Origin of the sequence: Pseudonocardia charpentierae (genome assembly GCF_031845345.1) — a bacterium.
Classification (GTDB): domain Bacteria; phylum Actinomycetota; class Actinomycetes; order Mycobacteriales; family Pseudonocardiaceae; genus Pseudonocardia; species Pseudonocardia charpentierae.
On the sequence record NZ_JAVREJ010000009.1, the window covers coordinates 54,420 to 79,563 of the forward strand.

At 72.8% G+C, this 25,144-nt stretch carries 26 protein-coding genes; 16 read left to right on the plus strand and 10 right to left on the minus strand.

Annotated elements, in window-relative coordinates:
- Window positions 1-5 precede the first annotated feature (5 nt).
- The 9 genes from purQ (at window position 6) to purM (ending at window position 11,630) form a co-directional block, all read left to right on the plus strand.
- Window positions 6-677: a phosphoribosylformylglycinamidine synthase subunit PurQ gene (gene purQ / locus RM445_RS14460; RefSeq protein ID WP_311556761.1), complete on the plus strand. Its 672-nt coding sequence runs from the start codon at window positions 6-8 to the stop codon at window positions 675-677.
- A 163-nt stretch (window positions 678-840) separates the two neighbouring features.
- The gene (locus RM445_RS14465) at window positions 841-2,073 is read left to right on the plus strand and encodes a PP2C family protein-serine/threonine phosphatase (RefSeq protein WP_311556762.1); all 1,233 of its coding nucleotides are present in this window, start codon (window positions 841-843) and stop codon (window positions 2,071-2,073) included.
- A complete protein-coding gene (locus RM445_RS14470; RefSeq protein ID WP_311556763.1) occupies window positions 2,070-3,731 on the plus strand; it encodes a sensor histidine kinase in 1,662 nt (553 codons plus the stop codon). The genes RM445_RS14465 and RM445_RS14470 overlap by 4 nt, the downstream gene beginning before the upstream one ends.
- Window positions 3,728-4,177 carry a response regulator gene (locus tag RM445_RS14475; protein WP_311556764.1) on the plus strand — a complete coding sequence of 150 codons (450 nt, stop codon included), beginning with the start codon at window positions 3,728-3,730 and terminating at the stop codon, window positions 4,175-4,177. The genes RM445_RS14470 and RM445_RS14475 overlap by 4 nt, the downstream gene beginning before the upstream one ends.
- A 64-nt stretch (window positions 4,178-4,241) precedes the next feature.
- Window positions 4,242-6,551, plus strand: a complete 2,310-nt coding sequence (gene purL / locus RM445_RS14480; RefSeq protein ID WP_311556765.1) for a phosphoribosylformylglycinamidine synthase subunit PurL — start codon at window positions 4,242-4,244, stop codon at window positions 6,549-6,551.
- Window positions 6,544-6,891, plus strand: a complete 348-nt coding sequence (locus RM445_RS14485) for a sterol carrier family protein (RefSeq protein ID WP_311556766.1) — start codon at window positions 6,544-6,546, stop codon at window positions 6,889-6,891. Before purL ends, RM445_RS14485 begins: the two co-directional genes overlap by 8 nt.
- Before the next feature lie 150 nt (window positions 6,892-7,041).
- Window positions 7,042-8,859, plus strand: coding sequence for a putative bifunctional diguanylate cyclase/phosphodiesterase (locus RM445_RS14490; protein ID WP_311556767.1), 1,818 nt, complete (start codon window positions 7,042-7,044; stop codon window positions 8,857-8,859).
- Between the two features lie 81 nt (window positions 8,860-8,940).
- Window positions 8,941-10,533 (plus strand): amidophosphoribosyltransferase, encoded by a 1,593-nt coding sequence (purF, locus tag RM445_RS14495; RefSeq protein WP_311556899.1) that lies wholly within the window; start codon window positions 8,941-8,943, stop codon window positions 10,531-10,533.
- On the plus strand, window positions 10,533-11,630 hold the full coding sequence (gene purM, locus RM445_RS14500) for a phosphoribosylformylglycinamidine cyclo-ligase (RefSeq protein ID WP_311556768.1): 1,098 nt from the start codon (window positions 10,533-10,535) through the stop codon (window positions 11,628-11,630). The genes purF and purM overlap by 1 nt, the downstream gene beginning before the upstream one ends.
- On the opposite strand, the gene RM445_RS14505 is transcribed toward purM, so the two are convergent.
- Window positions 11,627-12,325 (minus strand): NUDIX hydrolase, encoded by a 699-nt coding sequence (locus RM445_RS14505; protein WP_311556769.1) that lies wholly within the window; start codon window positions 12,323-12,325, stop codon window positions 11,627-11,629. The two genes, purM and RM445_RS14505, sit on opposite strands and share 4 nt — an antisense overlap.
- A gap of 135 nt (window positions 12,326-12,460) precedes the next feature.
- Window positions 12,461-12,670 carry a DUF3073 domain-containing protein gene (locus RM445_RS14510; protein WP_311556770.1) on the minus strand — a complete coding sequence of 70 codons (210 nt, stop codon included), beginning with the start codon at window positions 12,668-12,670 and terminating at the stop codon, window positions 12,461-12,463.
- A gap of 186 nt (window positions 12,671-12,856) precedes the next feature.
- Here RM445_RS14510 and RM445_RS14515 point away from each other — a divergent pair, with 186 nt between their 5' ends.
- Window positions 12,857-13,681 (plus strand): hypothetical protein, encoded by an 825-nt coding sequence (locus tag RM445_RS14515; protein ID WP_311556771.1) that lies wholly within the window; start codon window positions 12,857-12,859, stop codon window positions 13,679-13,681.
- A 4-nt stretch (window positions 13,682-13,685) separates the two neighbouring features.
- On the opposite strand, the gene ygfZ is transcribed toward RM445_RS14515, so the two are convergent.
- The gene (gene ygfZ, locus RM445_RS14520) at window positions 13,686-14,777 is read right to left on the minus strand and encodes a CAF17-like 4Fe-4S cluster assembly/insertion protein YgfZ (protein WP_311556772.1); all 1,092 of its coding nucleotides are present in this window, start codon (window positions 14,775-14,777) and stop codon (window positions 13,686-13,688) included.
- Window positions 14,774-15,265, minus strand: coding sequence for a Fur family transcriptional regulator (locus RM445_RS14525; protein WP_311556773.1), 492 nt, complete (start codon window positions 15,263-15,265; stop codon window positions 14,774-14,776). The genes ygfZ and RM445_RS14525 overlap by 4 nt, the downstream gene beginning before the upstream one ends.
- A gap of 188 nt (window positions 15,266-15,453) precedes the next feature.
- Between RM445_RS14525 and RM445_RS14530 the strand changes: the two genes are divergently transcribed.
- Window positions 15,454-16,452, plus strand: coding sequence for a hypothetical protein (locus tag RM445_RS14530; RefSeq protein ID WP_311556774.1), 999 nt, complete (start codon window positions 15,454-15,456; stop codon window positions 16,450-16,452).
- A 16-nt stretch (window positions 16,453-16,468) separates the two neighbouring features.
- Here the strand turns inward: RM445_RS14530 and RM445_RS14535 are convergent, their stop codons facing one another.
- From RM445_RS14535 to RM445_RS14555, 6 genes are all read right to left on the minus strand, one after another.
- On the minus strand, window positions 16,469-17,098 hold the full coding sequence (locus tag RM445_RS14535) for an FABP family protein (RefSeq protein ID WP_311556775.1): 630 nt from the start codon (window positions 17,096-17,098) through the stop codon (window positions 16,469-16,471).
- Window positions 17,095-17,232 carry a hypothetical protein gene (locus tag RM445_RS14540; RefSeq protein ID WP_311556776.1) on the minus strand — a complete coding sequence of 46 codons (138 nt, stop codon included), beginning with the start codon at window positions 17,230-17,232 and terminating at the stop codon, window positions 17,095-17,097. Before RM445_RS14540 ends, RM445_RS14535 begins: the two co-directional genes overlap by 4 nt.
- Before the next feature lie 133 nt (window positions 17,233-17,365).
- Window positions 17,366-17,665 carry a DUF1416 domain-containing protein gene (locus tag RM445_RS14545; protein ID WP_311556777.1) on the minus strand — a complete coding sequence of 100 codons (300 nt, stop codon included), beginning with the start codon at window positions 17,663-17,665 and terminating at the stop codon, window positions 17,366-17,368.
- Complete coding sequence (locus RM445_RS14550; protein ID WP_311556778.1) at window positions 17,665-18,531, minus strand: sulfurtransferase; 867 nt, start codon at window positions 18,529-18,531, stop codon at window positions 17,665-17,667. The genes RM445_RS14545 and RM445_RS14550 overlap by 1 nt, the downstream gene beginning before the upstream one ends.
- Before the next feature lie 133 nt (window positions 18,532-18,664).
- Window positions 18,665-18,739 (minus strand): putative leader peptide, encoded by a 75-nt coding sequence (locus tag RM445_RS32385; RefSeq protein ID WP_397469307.1) that lies wholly within the window; start codon window positions 18,737-18,739, stop codon window positions 18,665-18,667.
- 54 nt (window positions 18,740-18,793) lie between these two features.
- Window positions 18,794-19,651, minus strand: a complete 858-nt coding sequence (locus tag RM445_RS14555) for an LmeA family phospholipid-binding protein (RefSeq protein ID WP_311556779.1) — start codon at window positions 19,649-19,651, stop codon at window positions 18,794-18,796.
- A 243-nt stretch (window positions 19,652-19,894) separates the two neighbouring features.
- Here RM445_RS14555 and RM445_RS14560 point away from each other — a divergent pair, with 243 nt between their 5' ends.
- From RM445_RS14560 to pstA, 5 genes are all read left to right on the plus strand, one after another.
- Entirely contained in the window at window positions 19,895-20,692 is a 798-nt protein-coding gene (locus RM445_RS14560) for a winged helix-turn-helix transcriptional regulator (RefSeq protein WP_397469300.1), read from the plus strand.
- A 78-nt stretch (window positions 20,693-20,770) separates the two neighbouring features.
- Window positions 20,771-21,706 (plus strand): mycothiol synthase, encoded by a 936-nt coding sequence (gene mshD, locus RM445_RS14565; protein WP_397469309.1) that lies wholly within the window; start codon window positions 20,771-20,773, stop codon window positions 21,704-21,706.
- Between the two features lie 182 nt (window positions 21,707-21,888).
- Window positions 21,889-23,004 (plus strand): phosphate ABC transporter substrate-binding protein PstS, encoded by a 1,116-nt coding sequence (gene pstS / locus RM445_RS14570; RefSeq protein WP_311556782.1) that lies wholly within the window; start codon window positions 21,889-21,891, stop codon window positions 23,002-23,004.
- 74 nt (window positions 23,005-23,078) lie between these two features.
- Window positions 23,079-24,032 (plus strand): phosphate ABC transporter permease subunit PstC, encoded by a 954-nt coding sequence (gene pstC / locus RM445_RS14575; RefSeq protein ID WP_311556783.1) that lies wholly within the window; start codon window positions 23,079-23,081, stop codon window positions 24,030-24,032.
- 32 nt (window positions 24,033-24,064) lie between these two features.
- Window positions 24,065-25,138: a phosphate ABC transporter permease PstA gene (gene pstA, locus RM445_RS14580; protein WP_311556900.1), complete on the plus strand. Its 1,074-nt coding sequence runs from the start codon at window positions 24,065-24,067 to the stop codon at window positions 25,136-25,138.
- The last annotated feature ends 6 nt before the right edge of the window (window positions 25,139-25,144 follow it).

A 25,144-nucleotide genomic window follows, 5' to 3' on the forward strand; every position in this document is an offset into this window, starting at 1 on the left:
GAGCCATGAGAGTCGGCGTCATCACCTTCCCCGGCACCCTGGACGACGTCGACGCCGTCCGCGCCGTCCGTCTCGCCGGCGGCGAGGCCGTCAACCTGTGGCACGCCGACCGGGATCTGCACGGCGTCGACGCCGTGGTCGTCCCGGGTGGCTTCTCCTACGGCGACTACCTGCGCGCCGGGGCAATCGCCGCCCGGGCGCCGATCATGGACGAGGTCGTCGTGGCCGCGGACCACGGCATGCCGGTGCTCGGCATCTGCAACGGTTTCCAGATCCTCTGCGAGGCCGGGCTGCTGCCCGGCGCGCTGACCCGCAACGTCGGCCTGCACTTCGTCTGCCGTGATCTGCGGCTGCGCGTCGAGTCGTCGGCCACGGCGTGGACCGGGGCGTTCGCCGCGGGCCAGGAGATCGTCGTCCCGCTCAAGTCGGGCGAAGGGCGCTACGTCGCCGACGCCGCCACGCTCGCACAGCTCGAGGCCGACGGCCGGATCGTCTTCCGCTACGTCGACGCCGCCCCGAACGGGTCGACGAGCGACATCGCCGGGATCGCCTCGGCGAACGGGCGAGTCGTGGGCCTGATGCCGCACCCCGAGCACGCGATCGAGCCGCTGACCGGGCCCTCGGCGGACGGCCTCGGCCTGTTCACCTCTGTGCTCGCCGCGGTCATGTCGGCCTGACGTCCTCTGGTGCCGCCCGCCTGCGTGCCGGACCGACGCCCTACTACGCTGGCACGAGCTGTTCCGGCGCGCAGGTCGACCCCGCGTGGCGGACCGGACCCGCCGCCGCCCTGCATGGCCCGTTCTGCGGCACCTGGGCGTGCCCGAGTGGGAGGTCGATCGCGTGCCGACTCCGTATCCGTCCGGTGAGCATCGCCGTGTCCTCCTCGTCGAGGACGACGACGGCGACGCCTTCCTCGTCCGTGAGCTGCTGGCCGAGGTCGACCCCGACGTCGAGCTCGCAGTCGTCCAGTCCGTCGACGAGGTGCTGCGCCGCGGCGAGCTGGAGCGCGCCGACTGTGTGCTGCTCGACCTGAACCTGCCCGGTACCACCGGGCTCGACGGGCTGCGGGCGATCCTGCAGGCCGACAGCGTCGCCGCGGTCTGCGTGCTGACGGGCCTCGACGACCAGCACCTCGGCATCGCCGCCGTGGCCGCCGGCGCGCAGGACTACCTCGTCAAGGGCAAGGCGGACGGCGAGGTGCTCGTCCGGGCGATCCGCTACGCGGTGGAGCGGCGCCGTGCCGAGGCGAGCCTGCTGCGGCTGCGCGAGGAGCAGCTCGCGGCGGCCGAGTCGAGCCGCCTCGAGCGCGGTCTGCTGCCGTCGCCCCTGCTGGCAGGCAGTCCCGTGCGGGCGCACACGTTCTACCGCTCGGGACGCACCCGGGCGGTGATCGGCGGCGACTTCTTCGACGCCGTGCTCGGGCCCACCGGCACCGTGCACGCGATCGTCGGCGACGTGTGCGGGCACGGGCCGGACGAGGCGGCACTCGGGGCGCTGCTGCGGGTGTCGTGGCGCGCGCTCGTCCTCGCCGGCGTCGACGAGCCCCAGCTGCTGCCGAAGCTGCAGCAGGTGCTCGTCAGCGAGCGGCACGACCGGTCCCTGTTCACCACCGCCGCCACGGTCGCCCTGCGTGCCGCGGACGACGGATCCTCCCGGCTGCACGCACTGGTCCGGCTCGCCGGACACCCGCCCCCGCTGGTGCTCGGCCGGGCGCCGCACACCGTCGCGCCGCCCGTGGGTCTGCCGCTGGGGGTCCGGCCGAACGTGCGCTGGCAGGCGGCGGAGGTGGTGCTGGAGCCCGGCTGGGCGCTGCTCCTGCACACCGACGGCCTCATCGAGGGCCGGGGTGCCGATCCCGACGAACTGCTCTGGACCGAAGGACTGATCGACGTGCTGGCCGCAGAACGAGACCGCGACCTGGACCGGCTGCCCGAACGGCTCGTGGAGCGGGCGGAGCAGCTCAACGGGGGAGCCCTGGTGGACGACGTGGCGATCCTGCTGCTGTCGCACGACGCCACCCCGTCCGACGCCGCACCGGCCGGTGTGGTGGTCGCCGTAGGAGACCGGGCATGACACTCACCGACCGTCCCTCGCCCCCGCCGTCGACGGAGCTGCCGGCCCTCGCCGTCCCGAACGCGCCGATGGTCGATCCCCGGGGCCGTGACGGCCGCGACGGACAGACCCAGACCCTGCGCCGCACGTTCGCGGCCGGGGCGGGCGTGACCGTGCTGATCATGTTGGTGGCGATCCTCGCGAGCTCGGTCTCGCTCGGCCGGTTGACCAATGCCCGGCAGACGCTGCTCGACGACATCGGGCCCGCCGTGCGCGCCAACCAGAGCCTCGAGGTGGCGCTGCTCAACCAGGAGACGAGCATCCGCGGCTACGCCCTCACCCGCGCGCCCGACTTCCTCACCCCGTACCGCGACAGCATCTCCGACGAGGCCGCGGCCATGGCGACGCTTCGCGGTTACTTCGCAGGCCGGCCGGAGGAAGCCCAGGTCGACGAGCTGGGGCGGGCCGTGGAGGCCTGGCGCAGCGGGTACGCCGAACCGGTGGCCGCCGCCACGGACGTCGCCCCCGCTCCGGACCCGACCACCGGCAAGGCGTTGTTCGACAGGGTCCGGGTCCTGCAGGGCGACCTGACCAGGGTCCTCGACGGTCAGCGGGTGGAGGCGCGAGACCAGCTGAACGATGCGGCCGACGCCCTGCGCTGGGTCGGGATCGCGATCGCCCTGGTGATCGTCGCGTTCCTCGCGGCCGCGGCGTGGGGTCTGCGCCGCGGGGTCCTCGATCCGCTCGCCGAGCTCGCCGACCAGGTGCGCGGCGTGGTCTCGGGCGACGTGCACCGTGAGGTCCGGGGCAGCGGACCGCGCGAGATCGTCGCGCTCGGAGCGGACATCGACGCCATGCGGGTGCACATCTCCAACGAGGTCGACCTGCTCCAGGAGGTCAACCAGCGCCTCGACGAGCAGGCCCAGGACCTGGAGCGGTCCAACCGCGACCTGGAGCAGTTCGCGTACGTCGCCAGCCACGACCTGCAGGAGCCGCTGCGCAAGGTCTCCAGCTTCTGCCAGCTCCTGCAACGCCGGTACGGCGGGCAGCTCGACGAGCGGGCCGACCAGTACATCGGGTTCGCGGTCGACGGTGCGCAGCGCATGCAGCGCCTGATCAACGACCTGCTGGCGTTCTCCCGGGTCGGCAGGTCGACGGCCGCGTTCGAGACCGTGGACATGCGCGAGATCGCCCTGGCCGCCGCGGCACAGGTCGAGACCACGCGCTCCGAGCTGGACGGCGAGATCGTCGTCGGCGACCTGCCCCGGGTGCAGGGCGACCCCGCGCTGCTGCGCCAGCTGCTGCTCAACCTGTTCGGCAACGGGCTCAAGTTCCACCGGCCCGACGTCGCGCCGGTGGTGCGCATCGACGCCCACTGCGACGGCGAGCACTGGGAGTTCGCCGTCACGGACAACGGCATCGGCGTCGAGCCCGAGTACGCCGAGAAGATCTTCGTCATCTTCCAGCGGCTGCACGGGCGCGACCTCTACACGGGCACCGGCATCGGGCTGGCGCTGGTCAAGAAGATCGCCGAGTTCCACGGCGGCCGGGTCTGGCTCGACGCCACCCCCCGTGACGAACCCGGCACTGTCATCAGGTTCACTCTCCCGGTGGAGGAGGTCGCCGAACCGGCGATTCCGGCGATTCCGGCGACGAGCGTCAGCGAGGAGAAGTCGTGACCCAGCCCGAAGTTCGCTGCATCAACGTGCTGCTCGTCGAGGACGACCCGGGCGACGTGCTGATGACGCGCGAGGCGTTCGAGGACTACCTGCACAACCGGCTGGACGTCGTCACCGACGGGGCGGCGGGGATGGCGTACCTGCGCAAGGAGCCGCCCTACACCGACGTCCCCCGGCCGGACCTGATTCTGCTCGACCTCAACCTCCCGCGCCGCGACGGCCGGCAGGTGCTGCAGGAGATCAAGGACGACCCCGACCTGCGCCACATCCCGGTGGTGGTGCTGACCACGTCGCAGGCGGAGGAAGACGTGCTGCGCAGCTACCAGCTGCACGCCAACGCCTACGTCACCAAGCCGGTCGACTTCGAGGGCTTCATCGAGGCGATCAAGCAGATCGACCACTTCTTCGTGAGCGTGGTGCAGCTGCCGTCGGGCGGTCAGGCCTGACCGGAACGGGGCCCGCGACGGTACCTGGACCGATCACGTAGGCGGGTACGTAGGCTGACGGGTCGTGACGCCCGCAGCGCCCGACACCACAGTGACTTCTGCCGACACCGTCGAGACCGCCGCCGCGACCCCCGACCATCCCCAGCCCTACCGCGAGCTGGGGCTCAAGGACGACGAGTACCTGCGCATCCGGGAGATCCTCGGCCGCAGGCCCACCGACGCCGAGCTGGCGATGTACTCCGTGATGTGGAGCGAGCACTGCTCCTACAAGTCGTCCAAGGTGCACCTGCGCTACTTCGGTGAGACCACCACGGACGCCATGAAGGCGCGGATGCTCGCCGGCATCGGTGAGAACGCCGGCGTGGTGGAGATCGGCGACGGCTGGGCGGTGACGTTCAAGGTCGAGTCGCACAACCACCCGTCCTACGTGGAGCCCTACCAGGGCGCGGCCACAGGCGTCGGCGGGATCGTGCGCGACATCATGGCCATGGGCGCCCGGCCGATCGCCGTGGCCGACCCGCTGCGCTTCGGCCCCGCGAACGCCCCGGACACCGCCCGGGTGCTGCCCGGTGTCGTCGCCGGCGTGGGCGGCTACGGGAACTGCCTCGGGCTGCCCAACGTCGGCGGCGAGGTCGTGTTCGACCCGACCTACGCCGGCAACCCGCTGGTCAACGCCCTGTGCGTGGGATCGATGCGGGTCGAGGACCTGCACCTGGCCTTCGCGTCCGGCACCGGCAACAAGATCATCCTGTTCGGTGCCCGCACCGGGCTCGACGGCATCGGCGGCGTCTCGGTGCTCGCGAGCGAGACGTTCAGCGACAGCGACGGCCCAGACGCGGGGGTCGGCCGTAAGAAGCTGCCGAGCGTCCAGGTCGGAGACCCGTTCACCGAGAAGGTGCTCATCGAGTGCTGCCTGGAGCTGTTCTCCGCCGGGCTCGTGGTCGGCATCCAGGACCTCGGTGGCGCCGGGCTGTCGTGCGCCACCTCGGAGCTGGCCAGCGCCGGCGACGGCGGCATGCACGTCGAGCTGGACCGCGTCCCGCTGCGGGCCACGGGCATGACCCCCGCCGAGATCCTCTCCAGCGAGTCGCAGGAGCGGATGTGCGCGGTCGTGACGCCGGAGAACGTCGACGCGTTCCTCGCCGTCTGCGCCAAGTGGGACACCCTCGCCACGGTGATCGGTGAGGTCACCGACGGCGACCGGTTGGTGATCACCTGGCACGGGGGGACCGTCGTCGACGTGCCGCCCCGCACGGTCGCCCACGACGGGCCGGTGTACGAGCGACCGGTCGCCCGCTCCGAGACGCAGGACGCGCTGCTCGCCGACGCTTCGGACCGGCTGCCGCGGCCCGCGGCCCCCTCCGAGCTGCGCGCGGAGATCCTGCGGATGGCGGCGTCGCCGAACCTCTGCAGCCGGGCGTGGGTCACCGACCAGTACGACCGCTACGTCCGCGGTAACACCGCGTCCGCCCAGCCCGCCGACGCCGGGATCGTCCGTGTCGACGAGGCGACCGGGCGGGGGATCGCGGTCGCCACCGATTGCAACGCCCGCTTCGTCGCCCTCGACCCCTACACGGGAACGCAGCTCGCGCTGGCCGAGGCGTACCGCAACGTCGCGACGTCCGGTGCGGAGCCGCAGGCCGTGACGAACTGCCTGAACTTCGGCTCGCCCGAAGACCCGCACGTGATGTGGCAGTTCGCCGAAGCCGTCCGCGGGCTCGCCGACGGCTGCGCGCAGCTGGGGATCCCGGTGACGGGCGGCAACGTCAGCTTCTACAACCAGACCGGGTCGACGGCGATCCTGCCGACGCCGGTGGTCGGCGTGCTCGGCGTGCTCGACGACGTGACCCGCCGGGTGCGCAGCGGGTTCGTGCGCGACGGCGACGCGGTGCTCCTGCTCGGCACGACGCGCGACGAGTTCGGTGGCAGCGAATGGGCGAACGTCGTGCACGGGCACCTGGGCGGCCGTCCGCCGTCGGTGGATCTCGCCGCCGAGCAGCGCCTCGCCGCCCTGCTGGCGGCGACGGCGGTCGACGGGCTGCTGACGGGCTCGCACGACCTGTCCGACGGTGGCCTCGCGCAGGCGCTGGTGGAGGCCTGCCTCGTCGGCGGTCGCGGCGCCACCGTGGCGCTGCCGCGGATGCTCGACCCGTTCGTGGCGCTGTTCGCAGAGTCGGCGGGGCGGGTGCTGGTCACCGTGGACCCGGCCGACGTCGACGTGTTCGCCGCACGGGCGAAGGCGGCAGGCGTGCCGGTCGAGCGGCTGGGCACCACCGGCGGTGCTGCGCTGGACATCGCCGACGTGGGTGCCCTGGATCTCGTGCAGCTCCGCGAGGCCTGGGAAGGCACGCTGCCCGCGATCTTCGGTGCCTGAGGAGCAGGGGCTCGGGGCCCTGGAGGCCTGGCTCGACGGCGGTCCCGCTCCCGAGCGGGCCGTGCTGCGCGCCGCGGTCAAGGAGAGCCTCGCGGCGCTCGCCCAGCTCGCCCCCGGGCACAGCGTGGAGATCCGCGTGCCGCCCTTCGGGGCCGTGCAGTGCGTCGCCGGTCCGCGGCACACGCGGGGAACGCCGCCGAACGTCGTCGAGACCGACGCCCGCACCTGGCTCGCGCTCGCGACGGGCCGTCTCGACTGGGCGAAAGCCGTGGCGGACGGCGCGGTGTCCGCCTCCGGTGCGCGAGTCGCGGACGTCGCGCGCTACCTACCCCTCAGCTGAGTCCGGTTCGACGAAAAGTAACCTTGCCGTCACGCTCCCGGGTGAGTCTGTTCCCCTCCTGGTGGCGTCCGGGCAGGGTGGAACGGACAATCGGTCCGGTCGGCGCCAGGTGAGGTCCGGCCGGCGGCGACTGGAGGAGGTGGCGGCGTGATGGCTGCCCCCAGCCTGCCGGATCGCCCCGGATCGGCGGCCGCGTCGCTGCACCAGAGGGGCACGGACGGCGCGGAGACCGACGACCGGTTCGGACCCGACAGCGACGTCCCGGACGTGCCGGGAGCCGACGCCGCCGCAGTGGCGGACCTCGCCGGGCGCTGGGCGAGGCTCGCCGTCGACGCACACCCTGGCCTGCACCAGGGGCTCGCCGGCCTACTCCACCGGCTCGCCGCTGCCTGCCGCGACGAGCAGTTCTGGGCGCTGCGTTCCCGGACGGTCGGTCGTGAGCTCCTGCGCAGCGGCCTGTCCGGCGAGTGGTCCGGCCCACGGCATCCCGCCGAGGACGTGCTGCCCGCCACGCTCGCGCTGCTGCGCGAGCGCCTGGCCGCCGCGTTCGCCCTCTGCGTCGACTCCCGGCGACGGCTTCCCGCCGTCCTCGACGAGATGGCCGCGGGGTACGCCGGTGCGCTCCGTGACCGCGTCCACCGCGAGCAGGAGGAAGACCTGCGCAGGCGGGTGGCCCAGGTCGCCGCGCAGGACGCGCTGACGCTGCTGCCCAACCGCGCGGCCGGCGAGCAGCTGTTGCGCCGCGCCTTCACCTCCTCCACCGCGACCCACCTCGGCCTGTGCGCCCTGGACCTCGACGGCTTCACCGACCTGAACGGCGCGCTCGGCCACCACCTCGGCGACCGGCTGCTGGTGGAGGTCGCCACGCGGCTGCACCACGTCGCGACCCCGCACCTGGTGACGCGCACCGGTGGCGACGAGTTCGCCGTGCTCGTGGAGTGCTCCGATCCGCGGGTCGCCGAAGGTCTGGCGGCACGCATCCAGGAAGTGATGGCGCTGCCGTTCCGGGTGCGCGGGCGGACCGTGGCGCTGTCGGCGAGCATCGGTGTCGCCGTGACGAACCCGGCGACGGCCAGGCCCGCGGACCTGCTGCGGGCCGCGAGCGTCGCGTTGTCGTGGGCGAAGGCCCAGGGCCTCGGGCAGGTCGCGGTGTTCGACCCGGACCGCGACGCGGGCGAGTCGGCACGGGCGACGCTGCTCGCCGAGCTGCGCGCCGGGGTGGACCGGGGTGAGTTCGTGCTGCACTACCAGCCGCTCGTGCGCCTGGCCGACGGTCGCGTGCGCGGCGCCGAGGCTCTCGTGCGCTGGCAGCATCCCGAGCAGGGGCTGCTCGGGCCCGGCCGCTTCATCGAGGCGGCGGAACGCAGCGGAGCGATCGTGCCGCTGGGCCGCTGGGTGCTCGTCGAGGCCTGCCGACAGGCAGCGCAGTGGTGGCGCGAGCTGGGGCCACGGGCGCCGTACGTCAGCGTGAACGTCTCCCCGGTGCAGCTGGCTCAGGCCGACTGGGTGGCAGAGGTCACCGAGGTGATGGAACTCACGTCGCTCCCGCCCTGGCAGTTGCAGCTGGAGATCACGGAGCAGGCCGTGCTGGAGGACGAGGCCGCGGCCACGGCTGCGCTGTCGGCCCTGCGTGCGACCGGCGTCCGCCTGACGCTCGACGACTTCGGCACCGGTTACTCGGGCCTGGCCTGGTTGAGGCAACTCCCCGTGCACGCCCTGAAGATCGACGGCTCCTTCATCGACGGTCTCCGTCACCGGCACGCCGATCCCGTCGACCGGTCGATCGTCGAGGCACTGATCCGGATGGCTCATGCCCTCGACCTCGAGGTCACGGCCGAATGGGTGGAGACCTCGCAGCAGATGGAGCAACTGACCGCACTGGGCTGCGACCTGGGGCAAGGCCACTGGCTGGGTCGGGCCGGTGCGGCCGCGTGGGTGGCGGACCTCTGGCGGCGTAACATCGGGTGAACGGGGCGCGGACCGCGCCGTCTGTCGATCCCAGGAGAGTGTGCGTTGAGTTCCACTCGGAACGAGCACCCCACCTATCCCCTGAGCTCGCACGAGGATCTCGTCGACGAGATCGAGGACGACTCCGGTCCGCACGAGGAGTGCGGTGTCTTCGGTGTGTGGGCGCCCGGCGAGGACGTCGCCAAGCTCACCTACTACGGGCTCTACGCGCTGCAGCACCGCGGCCAGGAGGCCGCAGGCATCGCCGTCTCCGACGGACGGCGCACCGTGGTGTTCAAGGACCTCGGCCTGGTGAGCCAGGTCTTCGACGAGCAGGTCCTCTCGTCGTTGCGCGGGCACCTGGCCATCGGCCACGTCCGCTACTCCACCACCGGCTCCACCACGTGGGAGAACGCGCAGCCCACGTTCCGGACCACCGCCACCGGCAGCGGGCTCGTACTCGGCCACAACGGCAACCTGGTCAATACCGCGGAGCTGCGGGAAGAGGTCTCGGCCCTGAGCGGCCGGCAGGACACGCGGCGCGGCGAGGTGCAGGCGAGCACCGACTCGGACCTGGTCTGCGAGCTGCTCGCCGCCACCGCCGCGGACATCGGGGTCGAGGAGGCCGCGATGCGGCTGCTGCCCCGGCTGCGTGGAGCGTTCTCCCTGGCCTTCGCCGACGAGCAGACCCTCTACGCCGCGCGCGACCGGCACGGTGTCCGCCCGCTCGTGCTCGGGCGCCTCGAGCGCGGCTGGGTCGTCGCGAGCGAGACGGCGGCCCTCGACATCGTCGGCGCGTCGATGGTGCGCGAGGTCGAGCCCGGCGAGCTGCTGGCGATCGACGCCGACGGCATCCGCAGTTCCCGCTTCGCCGCTCCCGAGCCCAAGGGGTGCGCCTTCGAGTACGTCTACCTCGCCCGCCCGGACACCTCGATCTCCGGCCGCTCCGTGCACGCCACGCGCGTCGAGATCGGCAGGCGGCTGTCCCAGGAGGCGCCGATCGAGGCGGACCTGGTGATCCCCACCCCGGAGTCGGGCACTCCGGCGGCCATCGGCTACGCGCAGGGCTCCGGCATCCCGTACGGACAGGGCCTGGTGAAGAACGCCTACGTCGGGCGCACCTTCATCCAGCCCAGCCAGACCATCCGCCAGCTCGGCATCCGCCTCAAGCTGAACCCGCTGCGCGACGTCATCCGGGGTAAGCGCCTGATCGTCGTCGACGACTCAATCGTCCGCGGCAACACCCAGCGCGCCCTGGTGCGGATGCTGCGCGAGGCCGGCGCGCTGGAGGTGCACGTGCGGATCGCCTCGCCGCCCGTGCGCTGGCCGTGCTTCTACGGCATCGACTTCGCCACCCGTGCCGAGCTGGTGGCCAGCGGCCTCGACGTCGAGGGCGTGCGCCGCTCCATCGGCGCCGACACCCTCTCCTACATCTCCCTCGACGGGCTGATCGCCGCGAGCGAGCAGCCCCGCACCCGGCTGTGCACGGCCTGCTTCGACGGCGACTACCCGATCCCGCTGCCGGAGGAGGCGCGGCTCGGCAAGCACCTGCTGGAAGACCTCGTGCGCGCTCCCGGGCACACGCCGTCGGTCGACGTCTCCGGCGCCGCGTCGGGCGATCCCGGCCCCGTCTCCGTCCCGTCCGACCCCGTCGCCGCCAGCTGGGGCGCCGCGGGCGCACTGGACCGGCCCTGATGGGCTCACCGCCTGGCACCGGCCCCGCGAGCTACGCCGGCGCCGGTGTCGACGTCGACGCGGGTGAGCGCGCCGTCGAGGCCCTGCGTCCGTACGCGGAGAAGGCCAGCCGTCCGGAGGTGCTCGGCGGCATCGGCGGGTTCGCCGGCCTGTTCGCCCCGCGGCTGGGTCGCTACCGCGAGCCGGTGCTCGCCGCGTCGACGGACGGCGTCGGCACCAAGGTCGCCGTCGCGCAGGCCGTCGACAAGCACGACACGATCGGCCTCGACCTGGTGGCCATGGTCGTCGACGACCTGGTGGTCTGCGGAGCCGAGCCGCTGTTCCTGCAGGACTACATCGCCGTCGGCAAGGTGGTGCCCGAGCAGATCGCGACGATCGTCTCGGGGATCGCGGAGGGGTGCCGGCAGGCGGGCTGCGCGCTGCTGGGCGGGGAGACCGCCGAGCACCCCGGCCTGATGGCGGAGGGCAGCTACGACCTGTCGGCCACGGGTATCGGGATCGTCGACGCCGATCACGTCCTGCGGCCCGAGCGGGTCCGCCCCGGCGACGTGCTGGTCGCGATGTCGGCGTCCGGTCTGCACTCGAACGGCTACTCGCTGGCCCGGCACGTGCTGCTCGACATCGGGCGGATGCCGCTGCACGGCCACGTCGAGGAGTTCGGTCACACCCTCGGCGAGGAGCTGCTGACCCCCACCCGGATCTACGCCCGCGACTGCCTGGCGGTCGCCGCCGAGACGGGGGTGCGCACGTTCGCGCACATCACCGGCGGCGGGCTGGCCCGCAACCTCGAGCGGGTGCTGCCGCCCGGCCTGGAGGCCGTGGTCGAGCGGGGCAGCTGGACACCCGCGGCGGTGTTCGGCCTGATCGCCGCCCGCGGCCGGGTCGAGCGCGCGGAGATGGAGAAGACGTTCAACATGGGCGTCGGGATGGTGGCCGTGCTGCCGCCGGACGACGTCGACCGCGCGCTGGCGATGCTCACGGCCCGGCACGTGCCGTCGTGGGTGCTCGGCTCGGTGCGCCGGGCGGCGGAACCCGTGCCCGCGACGGCGCCGCCCGGGGCGCGCGTCCATATGATGGGCGACCACCCGCGCTTCTAGTTCTCCCCGCGGAGCATGGGCGGGTGTAGCGCCGTCGCCGGGCCGCGGCGGTACAGCTGCGCCGGCCGCCCGCGGACGCCGGTGACGCGGGTGTCGGTCGGCTCGAGGAAGCCGGGCGTCGAGGTGACCTTGCGCTGGAAGTTGCGCGGGTCCAGGGTCCGCCGCCAGACCGCCTCGTAGACGCGCCGCAGCTGCGTGACCGTGAACTCCGGCGGGCAGAACGAGGCCGCGAGCGTCGTGTACTCCAGCTTCGACTGCGCCCGCTCCACCCCGTCGGCGAGGATCCGGCCGTGGTCGAACGCCAGCAGGGCGTCCGCAGCGGCGCCGTCGACCAGCTTCGCGATCGGGTGCCAGGCCGTGCCCGCGGCGTCCGCCCCGGCGATCGGTTCCGGCGGACGCGGCACGATCGCGATGTGGCCGACCGTCAGGACCCGTCCGCGCGGGTCGCGGTCCGGAGCGGCGTAGCTCGCGAGCTGCTCGAGATGGTGGCCGCCGAACTCGAGACCGGTCTCCTCGCCGAGGCGGCGGGTGGCGGTCTCGAGCAGGTCTTCGTTCGGGAGGACGAAACCTCCCGGCAGCCCCCACCTTCCGGCGAACGGCGGCGCGTCACGACGCACGAGCAACGCGCACAGCTCGGCGTCGCGCACCGTGAGGACCACGAGGTCGACGGCCACGGCGAAGAGGTTTCCACGCATCTTTAGTCACCTCGACCTGCGCTGAAGCCGGTTCCGACGATACATCTCGGAGAACGACCGGGAAGCCGTGGCGCAGGCCCGTAGGACAAGATGCGTGACGGAGATCACGTACCGGCGGGGCCGGGGACGGTGCCTCTAGCGCCGGGAAACGTCGGCGTCTTCGTCGTCGTCGATGTACGCGGCGTACGGGTCGTCGTAGTCGTCGGCCTCGGGCTCCTTGCCCGGCGCCGTCACGGTCCCACTACCGATCTCACGCTGCAGGGCGTCGAGATCCATCGTGGGGGAGCTGTACTTGAGCTCTCGGGCCACCTTTGTCTGCTTGGCCTTAGCCCTGCCGCGCCCCATGGCTCGTCCCCCTTACAACAGGGAAGGGGCGGCCGGATGTCTCGGCGGCCCCATTCTTCTTGAGTGATGTCCTGGTGACCACCGTACCTTGCTGACGGGTGGGCGTGCGACGTGGCACCGGTGGTCCGCGGTGTCGGACCTATGGTGGGGCTCACGGCCGGGCCCGGAACTGGCAGCATCCCCCCCATGCCGGCCCCGTTCCTGTCCTACCTGCGGGTGTACGAGCCGCTGCGCGCCTTCGACGGCGCCTCCGGTGCGCGGGTCCGGGCCGCCCTCGCGCGTGGGCCCCTCACGCCCGAACGGGCCGCCGGCCACGAGCGCGAGCTGTGTCTGCGGGCCCAACTGGCCGCCCGGCTGCTCCCGCGGCGCTCCGTGGACGGCTGCGAGGTGCTCGTGCTGGGCGGTGCCTCGGGGGAACCGCTGGTCTGCCCGCTGGACACCCGGGAACGCGCCGCTGCCGCAGTGCTGGCGTTCCTGGATGCCGAGGCACCGGTACTGCGGGCGAGCGCGCTGCCGGTGCCCGAGGCCGTGGCCAGGCGGCAGGCCGAGGCCGCGGTGGCCGAGCTGGGGCAGGCCGCGGCGCACGTGGTGTCGGCGAGCTGGACGGTGCCGCTGCCGTGGTTCGCACTGGTCGACCCCGAGGAGCGGCAGCTGCGCCTCGACGGCAGGCGCCGGGTGTGGTGGCGGGTCCCGATGGGGCGGGCGCGGGCCCGGGCGGCGCAGGCCGAGCGGATCGTCCGCGGCGGACTGGGCGACGGCGAGCCCGCGGACGTGCTCGCCGAGACCGGGGCCTGGCTCACGCAGTTCGACCGGGCGTCGGTGGTGGAGCTGGACTACGGGGGCGTCGTGGACCTCGTCGACGACGAGGCCCTGCGCAACGACGACTCCGCGGACCAGGTCCGCGACGCCCTGCAGGCCCTGCGCGAGGGCGACACGGCGGCGGCGCAGGCGAGCTACGACCGCCTACGGGAGTTCTGGGCGGACGTGGCGGGCAAGCAGCGGACCTGCTGAAGGTCTAGCGCCGCAGCCCGCCGCGCAGTTGCGCGGCCCGCCCCGGCGGAGGGGTGCCGTCGTCGGGAGGCATCGAATCGGGGTCGATCCGGGCCGGGGCGGCGCGGTCGTCGATCCCCGCCACCAGCTCGGCGTCCACCGGCACCGACCGCTTCACCAGCGCGAGAGCCACCGGCCCCAGCTCGTGGTGCTGCACCACACTGCCGACGCGGCCGACGGCGCGCCCGTCGCGCAGCACCGGATCGCCCGGCGCCGGCAGCTCCTCGTCGCCCGCGTCGAGGTGCAGCAGCACCATCCGCCGCGGCGGCCTGCCCAGGTTCGCCACGCGCGCGACCGTCTCCTGGCCCCGGTAGCAGCCCTTGGTCAGGTGGACGGCCGACGGGATCCAGCCGACCTCGTGCGGGATCGTGCGGTCGTCCGTGTCGAGGTGCAGGCGCGCTTGCAGCGCCTCCACCCGGAGTGCCTCGAACGCCATCGTCCCGGCCGGGTGGGCGCCCGCTGCGCCGAGCCGGGCGATCCAGGCGTCCTTCTCGGCGCGAGGGACGATGAGGTCCGCGGCGTCCGGCCCGGGCCACGGCATCCGGCGCACCAGCCCGCCACCCGGCAGGGGCCCGCTCGCGTAGTCGCCGTCCACCACCGGCGCACCCACGGCAGCCAGCACGTCCGGCGTGTCCGGACCGACGACGCTCAGCACGGCGAACTCGTCCGCGAGATGCGGTTCGACCTTCGACCAGAACCGCATCTTCTCGAGATAGTCCAGCAGCACCGGTGCGTCGCCGGGTTCGGTGTCGAGCCACACCGTGGAGTCGACGTGCGCGACCACGACGTGGTGCAGCACCCGCCCGTTCAGGTCGAGGACCAGCGCCTCGGTCCCCGATCCCTCGGGCAGCTCGCTGACGTGCTGGGTGAGCAGGAGGTGCAGCCAGCTCAGCCGGTCGTCGCCCGGCACCGCGATCACCTCGCGGTGCGAGCGGTCGACGACCGCGGCACTCCGGGTCATCGCGCGCTGTTCGGCGAGGAAGTCGCCGCGGTGCGCCGGGACGGCGGCGTCGGGGTCCGGGCGTGCGTCGGTGTCGGTCACCGGGGTGTCGGTCACCGGTCGCCCCCGTCCTGGCAGTCGCGGCAGTGTCCGGACAGCGCGACGTGCGTGACGTCCAGCGTGAAGCCGGTCTCGGCGGCGAGCCGCTCGCCGAGGCCGGTCATGACGTCCGTCGGGACCTCCGTGACCGCACCGCAACCGTGGCACACCAGGTGCACGTGCTCGTGCTCGTGCACCGAGTAGTTCGGTGCGCCGTGCCCGAGGTGGGTGTGGCGGACCACGCCCAGCCGTTCGAGCAGGTCCAGGCTGCGGTACACCGTGGTGATGTTCACCGCGGGCGCTTCGCGCTGCACCTGGGCGCAGACCTGCTCGGGGGTCGCGTGGCCGAGGGCCCGGACGGCGTCGAGCACCAGCTGTCGTTGCGGCGTCATCCGCAGGCCGCGTTCGTGCAGCGTGCGCCGCAGCGCCGCTGAGTGAGGGCCGGTGTGCGGGCCGGTGTGCAGGGTGCCGTCCGACCCCGCGACGGGCATCGGGGAGGTCTCCACACCACCGATGGTAGGCGCCGCAGCGCCGGGGGTGAGCGCTCGACCGTTCGGCGCGACCCTCGGCGACGATCGCCCGGCGGATGGCTCCCGACGGGATGCTCCTTTAGAGTGACGAGCGCCGCCGAGCGCGACGATCATCGCCTCTGCAGCGACGTGGAACGGTATGGGATCTTTCGGGAGGGCGAGCGATGACGGCTGACGGGAGCGACCGGTCCTTCGGCGCCCCACGGTTCGACGTCGTGCTCCGTGGTTACGACCGGCGCCAGGTCGACGAGCACATCTCGCGGCTGCAGCGCCTCATGGGCCGGATGCGCAACGACCTCGACGCCTCCCGTGGCCAGCCGGTACCGCCGATCGGACCGCCCACGCCGGCGGGAGGGCGCCTGCGCCCCACCCCGCGCCCGCGCCCGGACGGCCTGCCGGCCACCGGCGCGAACGACGTCGTCGGCTCGTTCACCGACCGCATGCACGCGATCCTGCAGGCGGCGGAGGAGGAAGCCGCGGAGATCCGGGGCAAGGCGCGCGCCGCGGTCCGGGCCGAGGAGGAGCGTGTGGGCGGCGTCCGGGCCTCCGTCAGGGCCGAGGAGGAGGCGGCGCGCCGCAACCTCGCGGACCTGGTGCGCCAGCGCGACGCGGTGCTGGCCGAGCTCACCCGCGTGCGTGGCCAGCTGGAGGCCCTGCTGTCCGGCCCGACGACGCGGATCACGCTGCCCATCCAGGAGAGCAGGCCGGACCGGCGCGAGGCGGGCGCAGGCCAGCCGCTGCCCGGGATGCCCGGGCACGCCACCGGGGCCCCGATGCCGCCCAGGGCGAACGGTGTGGGACCGGGTCAGCGGCCGTCCGGCGAGTCGCCCGGAAGGCCGGACGAGGCGGCGGTCGAACGCACCGCCGTCATGACGCCGGCAGACCGGACCGCGTTGATGGCGCGGCTGGCCGAGGAGCCCGACGACGCAGGGCTCAAGGACGCAGGGCTCAAAGACCCCGGGCCGAAGGACGCAGGGCCCGACGATCCCGCGCCCGAGGCGGAGTCCGCGCCGGTGGAGGCGACACAGATGGTGTCGTTGCACGGGCACGCCCCCGCCGACGACAGCGGCGCGGACACCACGCCGGAGCCGGCCGAGGACGACGACGCGAACCGCGCCGAGGCGACGCAGGTCGCCCCGGCGTCGCCCGCCCGGTCCGGCTGAGGGAGCGCCGGAGCGCTCAGCCCGCGATCCGGCCCAGCTGCGCGGACGCGAAGGGTGCCATCCCGTGCTCGACGTGCTCGCGTTCGTCGACGTACGCCAGATCGCCGCGGACCACGCCGTAGAGCCGCGTCGAGCGTTCGACCGTCGGGGCGGTCTCGGTGCGCACCAGCGCCCAGGTCTCCATCTCCCACGACGTGAGGTTGCGGCTGCGACCGTAGAACGGCGTCACGAGCCCCGTGCTGTGCGCGATCAGCACCTCGAGGGTGCCGTCGGCCTGCGGCCGCCAGAAGCCGGTCTCGCGCGGGCCGGGTCCGGTCACCGCGCCGTCGTCGTCGAGCAGCCACGTCCGCGACTCGTACGACACGAACGATTCTCCGTCGTGGGCGAACACGACCTGCTGGCCGAAGGCGAAGGGCGTGTCCGTGCCGGGCGCCACCATCTCGCCTGCTCCGCGCCAGACGCCGATGAGCGGCAGCAGACCGATGCACAGCGGGTGCAGGTCGGGGCCCTCGCGCAGGTTGGCGGTGTCGTCCGGGACCGGCAGGTCGTCGAACCGGGGACGGTTGCGCCGGGGCGAGTCCGGCGCCGCGTTCTCCGGCACCGGGACGGTGCTGCCGGTCTCGAAGGCGTGCTCGGGCCCGGTCACGGGGTCACCTCCGGCTGCTCGGTCGGGACGGCCGGTGCCGGCGCCGTGGTGAAGAGCCTGCGGACCAGCCAGAGCGTGTAGACGGCCGTGGCGCCGCTGACGCCGACCAGTAGTCCGGTGAACAACCAGTGCACGACGGGCAGGGTAGCCCGCGGCCCGGCGCCGCCCGCGCAGCGTGCCCGCCCCCGCAACGAGCGAACGCGGCGTCGGGTAAGTCAGACTCACCCAACGCCGCGTTCGCTCAGTTCCAGCCCTGCGGGGCGGCCGTCAGGCGACCGCCAGCTCCGTGGCGTGCAGGCCGGGGCCCTCCGCCTTCACCACGGCCTCGCCGTTGCCCGAGCGCGACAGCGCCCGCAGCGTCCAGGTGCCGGGTGCGGCGAAGAACCGGAAGTCGCCCTGGGCCGAGGCGACGACCTCGGCCGTGAACTCGCCGGTGCCGTCGAGCAGCCGGACGAAGGCGCCGCCGACCGGATGGCCCTCCGCCACCACGCGGCCGGTGAGCACGGTCTCCTTGGTCAGGTCGGTACCGGGCGGCAGCGCGACCGCCTGGTCAGGAGCGCCGCACATCAGCTCTGGCCCTTCTGGCTCTGTGTACCGTTCTGGCTGCCCAGCTCGATCGGCACGCCGATCAGCGAGCCGTACTCGGTCCAGCTGCCGTCGTAGTTCTTGACGTCGCTGTGTCCGAGCAGCTCGCGCAGCACCACCCACGTGTGGCTGGAGCGCTCGCCGATGCGGCAGTAGGCGATGGTCGGCTGCGAGCCGTCGAGGCCGGCCTCGGCGTAGAGCTCGCGCAGGTCGTCGTCCGACTTGAACGTGCCGTCTTCGTTCGCGGCCTTGCTCCACGGCACGTTGATCGCCGTGGGGATGTGGCCGGGGCGCTGGCTCTGCTCCTGCGGCAGGTGCGCGGGGGCGAGGATCTTGCCGGAGAACTCGTCGGGCGAACGCACGTCGACGAGGTTCTTGGCGCCGATGGAGTCGACGACCTCGTCGCGGAACGCGCGGATCGACAGGTCGGGGTCCTTCGCGGTGTAGGTGGCCGACGGGCGGCTCACCTCGTCCGTGTCCAGGGTGCGCCCGTCGAGCTCCCACTTCTTGCGGCCGCCGTCGAGCAGCTTGACTGATCCGTGGCCGTAGAGCTTGAACTCCCAGTACGCGTAGGCCGCGAACCAGTTGTTGTTGCCGCCGTAGAGCACCACGAGGTCGTCGTTGGAGACGCCCTTGGTCGACAGCAGCTTCTCGAACTGCTCCTTGTCGACGATGTCGCGGCGGACCGGGTCCTGCAGCTCGTTCGTCCAGTTGATCTTGACGGCACCGGGGATGTGACCCCCGTCGTAGGCGGTGGTGTCTTCGTCGACCTCGACGAAGACGATCCCGTCGGTGCCCAGGTTCTTCTCCGCCCAGTCGGCGGTGACCAGGACGTCCTGGCGGCTCATGCGGTAGCTCCCTGCGTATGTGGTGCGGGTGATGGGAACGGCGGACGTGGACGGGCACGGCGCGCGGCGGACACGGAGGTGTCGCGGGGCGGGCGGGCCTATGAGGCCGCCCGAGGAGTGCGCAGGCCCGAACTCAGCAGGTCCGACACAGGCAGCTGCCGACGCGGCACAGATCCACGGCGCGTCGTCGGGTCAGCGGCCAGAACACGGCCCCGAGGGTAGCCGAGCGGACCGGCTCGCGGGAGATGCTGCGGCGTGCGGCCTAGCTCGTCGGCGCGCCCGCGCCGAGCACCAGCCGGCCGGTGAGCCCGCTGATCTCCAGGCCGCCGCTCGTGGCCCGCAACGTGGTGGGCGTGACCTGCAGCGGTAGAGATCCCGGGTCGAGGGTCAGCGTGAAGATCCGGCTCAGCGTCCGTTGCAGAGCCACCGGGAGCGGGTCGGCGTCGGAGTCGCCGAGGCGGACGTCACGCGGTGTGATCTGCGCCCTGCCGTCGGCGAGCTGCAGCTCGGCGATGACCGCCACCTGCTGCTCCTGCCCGAGGACGTCGACGGTGCCGCCCAGGCGGACCGCGTTGGCGGGGTCGAGCTTCAGCAACGCGGGGTCCGCCCCGTCCTCGTCGACCGCCCTCTCCAGCCCGTCGGCGTCGATCCTGTCGATGTAGACCTTGTCAACCGCGATGCCGCTGCTGTTGCTGATGAGCCGCTCGACGTCCGGTGCGCCGATCCGCGCGGTGCCCTCGACCTCGCGAACCGTCACGGTGCGCGGGCCCTCGAGCATCTGCGAGAGCGGCGCCGCGACGTCGCGCAGCTGGCTGCGGACCTGCACGTCGCGCAGCGGTCCGATGGCCATGTGGTCCGCGACGACGTCGATGCTGCGGTACTTCCCCGAGATCGCCTGGGTGAGGAACGGGAAGTTGTTGATCCGCACGGACGGGTCGTCGGCGAGGGCCAGCTGCGTGCGCATCTCCCGTGCCACCACGGACTCCGTGATCGCCGCCGCGCCGTAGTCGATGCCGACGGCGGCGGCGACCAGGACGATGAGAGCGGCGACGCTGCGCTTGATCCGCAGAGCCTTGCGCGAGCTCCCTCGCGGACGTGACGCGACGGATCGCTCGGACATGGGAAAAGCCTACGGCACGCACGGTGACGACCTTGTGGCACGTCCTGGCGGTGTCGTGTTACGCGCAAGCGCTGAATCACCCGAGTGAGTTGCGCCGCGCAAGCGCTGCAAATCGACGGTCCGCTGGTTATTCTGCTGAAACGCGTCAGGTGGTTGAAGCCACGTGACGCCGATGTGAACGGTGAGTCGACGTCGCCCGCCGTCCAATCGGTTGATCGGGGTGCCCTGCCGGCCCCGGCCCGCATGGAAAGAGGACACGACGTGGAGCTCCTGCTGCTTACTGCGGACCCCGATCCCGGGTCGGTCCTACCGGCGCTGACGCTGCTCCCGCACGGGGTACGCACCGCGGCTCCGGAGGTCGCCGCGCTGCTCGACGCCGGCCCGCACGACGCCGTTCTCGTCGACGCCCGCACGGATCTGGTGGCCGCCCGCAGCCTCTGTCGCCTGCTGGGCAGCACCGGAACGGACATCCCGGTCATCGCGGTGCTCACCGAGGGCGGCCTGGTGGCCGTGTCCGGTGAGTGGGTGGTGGACGAGATCCTGCTCCCGTCCGCAGGCCCGGCCGAGGTCGACGCCCGCCTGCGGCTGCTGCGTGCGCGTCCCGGCGGCGACGCCGCGAGCGCGGGCGGTGCGCTGGTGCTCGGCGAGCTCGTGATCGACGAGGCCACCTACGCCGCGCGGCTGCGCGGCCGCCTGCTCGAGCTGACCTACAAGGAGTTCGAGCTGCTCAAGTACCTCGCCCAGCACGCCGGCCGGGTGTTCACCCGTGCGCAACTGCTGCAGGAGGTCTGGGGCTACGACTTCTTCGGTGGCACGCGCACTGTCGACGTCCACGTGCGGAGGCTGCGGGCCAAGCTCGGCACCGAGCACGAGCAGATGATCGGCACGGTGCGTAACGTCGGCTACAAGTTCGTGCGCCCGTCCCGTGCAGGCCTGGGCGTCCCGGCCGGTGCGTTGGCGGAGGACACGGACGACGCCGACCCCGACGACCGGTTGTCGGCCCGGCGCAACGGCCGCCCGGTGCACGCCCGGCTCGCCTGATCGTCGTCCACCTCCGACACCGGATCGTGGACCGGTCCCGGCGGTAGGGTCGGCCGCGTGCCGACGACCTCTCCCGAGCTGACCTGGGTCACCACCGCCGCACCGGCCGTCGTCGCCGAGGTGGAGGCGCTCGCCGCCACGGCGGCCGAGGTCGACGGCACCGCCCCGCTGTCGGAACAGGTGCTGCGGCACCTGCACCACTTCGGTGCCGAGCACCTCATGGCACGCGACGCGGTCGGCGCTCTCGTCGGCTACGCCCAGCTCGACCCGACCGCAACCACTCCCGACGGCGCGCCCGACCCCGTCGCCGAGCTGGTGGTGCACCCCGATCACCGCAGGCGGGGGATCGGCTCGGCGCTGCTCGCCGCACTCCTCGACCGCGAACCGGCGGCGCGGGTGTGGGCGCACGGCGCGCTGCCCGCGGCCGCCGCCCTCGCCGAGCGGGCGGGGCTCACCGCGGAGCGCGAGCTGTGGAGGATGCGCCTCGACATCAGCTCACATCATCACGGGGGCCTCGAGGCCCCGCTGCCCGACCCGCAGGTGCCCGACGGCGTCCGCATCCGGCCGTTCGAGGTGGGAGCCGACGAGGCCGAGCTGCTGCGCGTCAACAACGCGGCGTTCTCCTGGCACCCGGAGCAGGGCGGCTGGACGCTCGACGACGTCGCCGCGCGCGAGGCCGAGCCATGGTTCGACCCGGCCGGCGTGCTGCTGGCCGTCGACGCCGCGGCCCGGGAGCACGTCTTGGGCTTCCACTGGACCAAGGTCCACGCCACCGGCACGGGCGAGGCGGACGCCACCGGCCCGGTCGGCGAGGTCTACGTGCTCGGGGTCGACCCCGCCGCGCAGGGACGGCACCTCGGCTCGACCCTGACTCTCGCCGGCCTCGCCCACCTGCGCGACCGCGGGCTCGGCACCGTCGTCCTCTACGTCGAGGCCGACAACACCGCCGCCGTCCGGGTCTACCGCCGGCTCGGGTTCGAGCGGTTCAGCGGGGACGTGTCGTACCGGCGCTGAGGCGCCACGCTGCGTCGGCCATCACGAGCCCGACGTGCAGTCGATCACTACACGGCCGTGTTCATCCTCCGTTCATCCCGACGGGGATCTGCGTCCACCGGGCCCACCTACCTTCCAGGTCAAGCGGTCGTCCCCGGCACCGCGCGACAGCGAAGTCCGGTGCTCACGGAGGAATTCTCAGCGTGAAGACCCAGCGGCATGCCGCCCGTGCCCGAGTTGCCGCGGCAGGCGTCGTCGCCGGCGTGCTCCTCGCCGGCTGTGGTGCGGCCAACGAGTCCGCCCCCGCCGGCGGCTCTACCCCGAGCGCGGGTGGCACCGCCCTGAGCGGCACCATCTCCGGCGCCGGCGCGAGCTCGCAGCAGGCGGCCATGCAGGCCTGGATCGCCGGCTTCACGGGCGCGAACCCCGACGCGACCGTCAACTACGACCCGGCCGGTTCCGGCGCGGGCCGTACCCAGTTCCTGTCCGGCGGCGTCGCCTTCGCCGGCAGTGACGCCTACCTGAAGGCGGACGAGCTCACGAAGGCGCAGCAGCGCTGCGCCGGCGACGTCGTCGAGGTCCCGGCCTACGTCTCGCCGATCGCCGTGGTCTACAACCTGCAGGGCGTCACCGACCTGCAGCTGTCGCCCGGCACGACCGCCGGCATCTTCAGCGGCAAGATCACGAACTGGAACGCCCCGGAGATCGCGGCGGACAACCCCGGCAAGACGCTGCCCGACCAGGCCATCACCCCGGTGCACCGCTCGGACGAGTCGGGCACCACCCAGAACTTCACCGACTACCTGAACAAGGCGTCGGGCGGAGCCTGGACCGAGGCCGCCAGCGGAACCTGGCCGATCCAGGGCGGCGAGGCCGCTCAGGGCACCTCCGGTGTCATCGGCGCCGTGCAGGGTGGCAACGGCACGATCGGCTACGCCGACGAGAGCCAGGCCGGCAGCCTCGGCAAGGCTCTGATCAAGGTCGGTGACGCCTTCACGGGCCCGACCCCCGAGGCCGCGGCGAACGTCCTCGCCGAGTCCAAGCGCGTCGAGGGTCGCGGCAACAGCAGCTTCGCGTTCGACCTCGCCCGCGACACCACCGCGGCGGGGACCTACCCGATCGTGCTGGTCTCCTACCAGATCGCCTGCTCGAAGTACGCCGACGCGGCCCAGGCGGATCTGGTGAAGGGCTTCCTCACCTACACCACCAGCGCGGACGGTCAGCAGGCCGCGGCGCAGGCGGCGGGCTCCGCGCCGCTGAGCGACGAGCTCCGCACGCAGATCACCCCGGCCGTCACCGGCATCACCGCCGGGGCCTGACCTCCCGCCCGGACGGCCACTCCGCCTGATCACGGCGGGCGGCCGTCCGGGTCCGTCGCTCTCAGAGGACCACCATGACCAGCACGACCGAACCCGCGACCGTCCAACGGCCGGCCAAACCCGTCCTGCAGGTGGGCGACCGCGTCTTCGTCAACCTGGCCCGGGGCGCAGGCATCCTCATCCTCATCGTCCTGGCCGGCGTCGCGGTGTTCCTGATCGCGGAAGCCTTTCCTGCGATCGTCGCGCCCGCGTCGGAGCTGCCCGAGGGCCACGGTCTCGTCGCCTACATCGCCCCGCTCGTCTTCGGCACCGTCCTGTCGGCGGCCATCGCCCTGATCGTGGCGACGCCGCTGGCGGTGGCGGTGGCGCTGTTCATCACGCACTTCGCCCCGCCCCGGGTCGCCCAGACCCTCGGCTACCTCGTCGACCTGCTCGCCGCGGTGCCCAGCATCGTGTACGGGCTGTGGGGCGCCTCCGTGCTCGGCCCGGCCTCGGTCGGTCTGAGCACCTGGCTCAACAGCTGGTTCGGCTGGCTGCCCTTCTTCGCCGGTCCCGTCTCGGCGACCGGTCGCACCATGCTGGTCGCGGGCCTGGTGCTGGCGGTGATGATCCTGCCGATCATCACCGCGGTGTCGCGTGAGGTCTTCCGGCAGACGCCGAAGCTGCACGAGGAGGCGGCACTCGCACTCGGTGCCACGCGCTGGGAGATGATCCGGATGGCGGTGCTGCCGTTCGGCCGCTCCGGTGTGATCAGCGGCGCGATGCTCGGCCTCGGTCGCGCGCTGGGCGAGACCATGGCCGTCGCCATCGTCCTGTCGGTGTCCGGCGCCGTGACGGTCAACCTGATCAGCTCGAGCAATCCCTCCACGATCGCGGCCAACATCGCCCTGCAGTTCCCGGAGTCCTCAGGGCTGGCGGTGAACGTGCTGATCGCGTCGGGCCTCGTGCTGTTCGTGATCACGCTGCTGGTCAACGCCCTCGCCCGCTACATCGTCAACCGTCGCCGCGAGTTCTCGGGAGCCAACTGATGAGTACCGGGACCGAACCCGAGACCCGGCAGATGTCGGCCGAGCAACGAGCTCTCGAGGCCTCGCTGCCGTCGGTTGCGAAGAAGGTCGGGGAGCTGCCGTCGTGGGCGCCCTGGGGGATCCTCGCCGCGGCCGTCGTCGTGGTCGGCGGCGGGCTGCTCCTGGCCGGCCGCGGCATCGGCCTGGCGGTCGTCGCCACCGCCGTGGTCTACGCCCTCGCGGTGTACCTGATCTCACGGACGGTCGAAGGACCGCGCAAGGCCACGGACCGCCTGGTGACCGTGCTGGTCACCACGGCGTTCCTGATCGCGATGGTCCCACTGGTGTCCGTCATCGCTACGGTGCTGACCAACGGCGTCGCCAGGTTCGACGCCCAGTTCTTCACCAACTCGATGCGTGGCGTCGTCGGTGAAGGCGGTGGCGGCTACCACGCCATCCTCGGCACCCTGATCATCACGGCGCTGGCCGCCCTGATGTCGATCCCGGTCGGGCTGCTCACCGCCGTCTACCTCGTGGAGTACGGCCGGGGGAAGCTGTCCCGCGCCATCACGTTCTTCGTCGACGTCATGACCGGCATCCCGTCGATCGTCGCCGGTCTCTTCGCCTTCGCGCTCTTCGCGCTGTTCTTCGGGCCGGGCGTCCGCCTGGGCTTCATGGGTTCGCTCGCGCTGTGCGTGCTCATGATCCCGGTGGTGGTCCGCTCCACCGAGGAGATGCTGAAGATCGTTCCGAACGAGCTGCGCGAGGCGGCGTACGCGCTGGGCGTGCCGAAGTGGCGCACGATCCTCAAGGTCGTCGTCCCGACCTCGGTCGCCGGCATCGCCTCGGGAGTGACTCTCGCGATCGCGCGGGTCATCGGTGAGACCGCACCGCTGCTCATCGCGGTGGGCATCACGACGGGGGTCAACCTGAACCCGTTCGACGGCCGGATGGCGACGTTGCCGGTGTTCTCCTACTACTCCTACGTCGCGCCCGGTGTGCCGCGCGAGCCGTTCATCGACCGCGCGTGGACCGCCGCCCTCGTACTGATCATCCTCGTGATGGTGCTCAACCTCGCGGCCCGGCTGATCGCCCGCCTGTTCGCCCCCAAGACCGCCGGCCGCTGACCGGAC

What these genes read in the sequence shown, in the direction of transcription:
- RM445_RS14555 (WP_311556779.1), bottom strand. Translation starts at nt 19,651, where the DNA reads ATGTCCGAGCGATCCGTCGCGTCACGTCCGCGAGGGAGCTCGCGCAAG.
- pstC (WP_311556783.1), top strand. Translation starts at nt 23,079, where the DNA reads ATGACCAGCACGACCGAACCCGCGACCGTCCAACGGCCGGCCAAACCC.
- RM445_RS14560 (WP_397469300.1), top strand. Translation starts at nt 19,895, where the DNA reads ATGGAAAGAGGACACGACGTGGAGCTCCTGCTGCTTACTGCGGACCCC.
- RM445_RS14515 (WP_311556771.1), top strand. Translation starts at nt 12,857, where the DNA reads ATGCCGGCCCCGTTCCTGTCCTACCTGCGGGTGTACGAGCCGCTGCGC.
- RM445_RS14505 (WP_311556769.1), bottom strand. Translation starts at nt 12,325, where the DNA reads ATGCGTGGAAACCTCTTCGCCGTGGCCGTCGACCTCGTGGTCCTCACG.
- RM445_RS14470 (WP_311556763.1), top strand. Translation starts at nt 2,070, where the DNA reads ATGACACTCACCGACCGTCCCTCGCCCCCGCCGTCGACGGAGCTGCCG.
- purQ (WP_311556761.1), top strand. Translation starts at nt 6, where the DNA reads ATGAGAGTCGGCGTCATCACCTTCCCCGGCACCCTGGACGACGTCGAC.
- RM445_RS14545 (WP_311556777.1), bottom strand. Translation starts at nt 17,665, where the DNA reads ATGTGCGGCGCTCCTGACCAGGCGGTCGCGCTGCCGCCCGGTACCGAC.
- RM445_RS14530 (WP_311556774.1), top strand. Translation starts at nt 15,454, where the DNA reads ATGACGGCTGACGGGAGCGACCGGTCCTTCGGCGCCCCACGGTTCGAC.
- purM (WP_311556768.1), top strand. Translation starts at nt 10,533, where the DNA reads ATGGGCTCACCGCCTGGCACCGGCCCCGCGAGCTACGCCGGCGCCGGT.
- RM445_RS14550 (WP_311556778.1), bottom strand. Translation starts at nt 18,531, where the DNA reads ATGAGCCGCCAGGACGTCCTGGTCACCGCCGACTGGGCGGAGAAGAAC.
- RM445_RS14510 (WP_311556770.1), bottom strand. Translation starts at nt 12,670, where the DNA reads ATGGGGCGCGGCAGGGCTAAGGCCAAGCAGACAAAGGTGGCCCGAGAG.
- pstA (WP_311556900.1), top strand. Translation starts at nt 24,065, where the DNA reads ATGTCGGCCGAGCAACGAGCTCTCGAGGCCTCGCTGCCGTCGGTTGCG.
- RM445_RS14490 (WP_311556767.1), top strand. Translation starts at nt 7,042, where the DNA reads ATGGCTGCCCCCAGCCTGCCGGATCGCCCCGGATCGGCGGCCGCGTCG.